The following is a 3,648-nucleotide window of genomic DNA, read 5'->3' on the forward strand; positions in this document are numbered from 1 at the left end:
CCCATCAATACAGCTGGGGCGACTACGGCCTGACTTTCTTCGGTCTTCTCGGCCTTGCCATTCCGAATTTCATGCTGGCGCTGATCCTGATGTATTTCGCCAACATCTGGTTCGGCACGTCCATCGGCCATCTCATGGACCCGCAATATCTCGGCGAGCCGATGAGCTGGGCCAAGGCGAAATCGATCCTCGCCCATCTCTGGATCCCGGTCTTGATCATCGGCACCGGGGGCACGGCAAGCATGATCCGGCGGCTGCGCGCCAATCTGCTCGACGAGCTGCACAAGCAATATGTCGTGACCGCGCGCGCCAAGGGCCTTCATCCCTTCAAGGCGCTGGTCAAATATCCGCTGCGCATGGCGCTCAATTTCTTCATTTCGGACATCGGCTCGATCCTGCCGGCCATCATTTCCGGCGCCGAAATCACGGCGATCGTGCTGTCTTTGGAAACGACCGGGCCGATGCTGATCAAGGCGCTGCAAAGCCAGGATATGTATCTGGCGGGGTCATTCCTGATGTTCCTCGCCTTCCTGACGGTCATCGGCGTCCTGATTTCCGACCTCGCGCTGGCGCTGCTTGATCCACGAATTCGGTTGCAGGGCGGCAGCACCAAATGAACACGCAATCTCCGCTGCCCGCTCCGGGTGCTCCGCTGCAACATTACGTTTCCATTGCGCCCTTTGACCTGCAGTCGGTCGAGGCGATGACGCCGGAGCAGTCGAAGGTCTTTCAGGCGTCGCAGTTGCGGCTGATGTGGTGGAAATTCCGGCGGCACCGGCTTGCCCTCATGTCCGGCATATTCCTGGTAGCGCTTTATCTCGGGATACTGATCTGCGAGTTCCTGGCGCCCTACAATCTGCACACGCGCAACATGGACTACATCTATTCGCCGCCGCAGCAGGTGCACCTGTTCCACAACGGCCAGTTCGTCGGGCCGTTCGTCTACGGCCGCCAGATGACGCTGGATATGGACACGCTCAAGCGGAACTATATGGACAAGCAGGATGATGTTCAGCGGATCCGTTTCTTCTGCAAGGGCGACAGTTACCGGTTCTGGGGCCTGATCGAAGGTGACAGGCATCTTGTCTGCCCTGCCGAAAACGGCCAGCTCTTTCTGGCCGGCACCGACAGGCTGGGGCGCGATGTGCTCTCGCGCATCATCTATGGCGCACGCATTTCACTGACGATCGGCCTCGTAGGCATCGCTTTCAGCTTCGTCCTTGGCATCGTCATCGGGGGGCTGGCCGGCTATCATGGCGGTATGTCCGACCTGATCGTTCAACGAATTATCGAAGTTCTGCAATCGATTCCCAGCATTCCGTTATGGTTGGCTCTGGCGGCGATCATGCCGATAACCTGGAGTCCGATTCTGATCTATTTCGGCATTACCGTCATCCTCGGGCTGCTCCACTGGACCGGGCTGGCGCGGGCCGTGCGTTCAAAGCTTCTAGCCTTGCGTGAGGAGGATTACGTTCTGGCCGCGCAATTGATGGGCGCCAGCAGCAGCCGCATTATCCGCCGGCACCTCATTCCCGGCTTCATGTCGCATCTGATCGCGACGGCGACGATCTCCATCCCCGGCATGATCCTGGGCGAGACGGCGCTGAGCTTCCTCGGGCTTGGCCTGAGGGCGCCGATAACCAGCTGGGGCATCCTGCTCACCGAGGCGCGCAGCGTTAGCGTGATCGCGTTCTATCCATGGCTGCTTTTGCCGATCCTCCCCGTCATTCTCGTCATCCTGGCGTTCAACTTCCTCGGCGACGGCCTGCGGGACGCCGCAGACCCTTACAAGTGACATCGTTACCCTGCTGTACGCCGGGCCGCCTTGTCCGCAGCCTGTTCGGTTGTTGCAGTGTTCATCGTTCGCCTCTATATGCCGCGAGGCTCGATCGGGGTTTAATACATCGCCCTCGGGTTTCACCCGCGAACCGTTCCGGTCCCGGGCATTGCCGATCTCTTGAGCTGGTTCAGGACACACAAACGCAAATGAGTCGCCTCGAGAGTTTCATCCGCAGGCTGACCGCGCAGCGCGACATTCTCGATCAAGTCTGCGCGCAGGTGGCGACCATCGAGGGCCCTGTCCTCGAGCTCGGCCTCGGCAATGGCCGGACGTTTCATCATCTGCGCGAGCGCCTGCCCGGACGCCGGATCGTGGCGTTCGACCGCGCACTGGCCGCCCACGCCAGCTCAATTCCCGAAGCTGAAAACCTCGTGCTCGGCGAAATACGCGAGACGGCGATCAGGTTCATTGGCATCGACGCCGCTCTTCTTCATGCCGACATCGGCACCGGGTATGAAGATCGCGACGCAGTGACCGCTACCTGGCTTCCCGACCTGACCGCGCGCCTGCTTCGCGTCGGCGGCATCGCCGTCAGCGGCACGCCGCTCGATCACCCGCACTTGGAACGCCTCCCGCCGCCGCCTTCGGTGCCCGCCGACCGTTATTTTATCTATAGGCGACTGTGAGAGGTCGAGAAGTCTTCAGGGGATCATATAGACAGCAACCTCCCGCTCAATGCCGCGCAGCGAGACCTCGTGGGGCTCCGGCTTCAGCGCTTTCCTGCGTAGCAGGTCGGCGGTGAGATTGTCGTCGACCACCGCACGAGTGGCGAAGATCGCCTGTGCGTTGGCAAGGTTCTGGACCCGCGAAGCAATGTTGACCGTCTGGCCGAAATAGTCCTGCCGCTCGTTCAAGGACACGGCGATGCAGGGGCCGGCATGGACACCGATCTTGAGCAGCAGATCCTCGCGCCCACTCTTGTCGTTGAGCGCGCGCATGGCATCGCGCATCCTGAGGGCCGCAGCAATCGCACGATCTGGCGTGGCGAAGGTCGCCATCACGGCATCGCCGATGGTCTTCACCACCGCGCCCGCCTCCGCCGCGACGATATCTTGCAGAACCTGAAAATGCTCCCGCACGAGATCGAAGGCCGAAAGGTCGCCCACACGCTCGTAGAGCGCGGTCGATCCACGCAGGTCGGTGAACAGGAAAGTCAGGCTGGTGATCTTCAGGCGCTGGTCGACGGCCAAAGTATCCGTGCGATAGAGATCGCGGAACGTCTGGTTGGTCAGCAGTCGCTTGGCGGTGAGAAAGGGTCGGCGTTTCCCCAGAAATTCATGCAGTTCATGGCCGGCGATGAAAACTGCCGGCAACACACGCGTGTCGGTCCTATTTTCCAGCGAAATGCGCAACGGGCCGGGTTGCATCTCCAGCGTCTGGCTCTGGACATGGTCGCGGTCGAAGACCAGAGAGAGGCTTCGGCGCTCCTTTGTCGGTTCGCCCTTCACGTCGATGAACTGCGCTGAATGGGTGACCGGCTCGAAGACAATGATGAATTCGGACGGAAGCTGTATCGGCAGAACCGCCTTCTCACCGGGCGCAAGCTCGATGTCCTCCAGCGAGAACTCTTCCATCTTTTGCGCGAAACCCTCCTCCGGCACGTCGACGCCGGACGCCCAGTAGATCTGGCGGAAATATTCCACCGCAGGAAGTTCGTGTGGATTGTGGGCGGCAATCCTGCGTGTGCGGGGACTGACGGTGAATGTCACCTCGACCATCTCGTCCAGCGTCGGCGAATAGCCCTGGGAACACAGCGCGCAGGTGTATTCGTCCTTCTGCAGGGTTTTCAGCGTGGCGTTGGTGTCGAG

General features: G+C 60.8%; 4 protein-coding genes. 3 read left to right on the plus strand and 1 reads right to left on the minus strand.

The features are described 5' to 3' along the window. From EOA27_RS27290 to EOA27_RS27300, 3 genes are all read left to right on the plus strand, one after another. Positions 1 to 617 (plus strand): ABC transporter permease (locus EOA27_RS27290; RefSeq protein ID WP_145970561.1); only part of this gene is annotated, 617 nt, incomplete at its 5' end. Beyond that, positions 614 to 1,795: an ABC transporter permease gene (locus tag EOA27_RS27295; RefSeq protein ID WP_126081349.1), complete on the plus strand. Its 1,182-nt coding sequence runs from the start codon at positions 614 to 616 to the stop codon at positions 1,793 to 1,795. The genes EOA27_RS27290 and EOA27_RS27295, both read left to right, overlap by 4 nt. Before the next feature lie 191 nt (positions 1,796 to 1,986). Next, positions 1,987 to 2,466 (plus strand): class I SAM-dependent methyltransferase, encoded by a 480-nt coding sequence (locus EOA27_RS27300; protein ID WP_127257718.1) that lies wholly within the window; start codon positions 1,987 to 1,989, stop codon positions 2,464 to 2,466. A gap of 15 nt (positions 2,467 to 2,481) precedes the next feature. Here EOA27_RS27300 and EOA27_RS27305 read toward each other — a convergent pair. Further along, positions 2,482 to 3,648: adenylate/guanylate cyclase domain-containing protein (locus EOA27_RS27305; RefSeq protein WP_145970562.1), on the minus strand; the 1,167-nt coding region annotated here is incomplete at its 5' end.

It is taken from the genome of Mesorhizobium sp. M2A.F.Ca.ET.037.01.1.1 (assembly GCF_003998075.1).
Classification (GTDB): Bacteria; Pseudomonadota; Alphaproteobacteria; order Rhizobiales; family Rhizobiaceae; genus Mesorhizobium.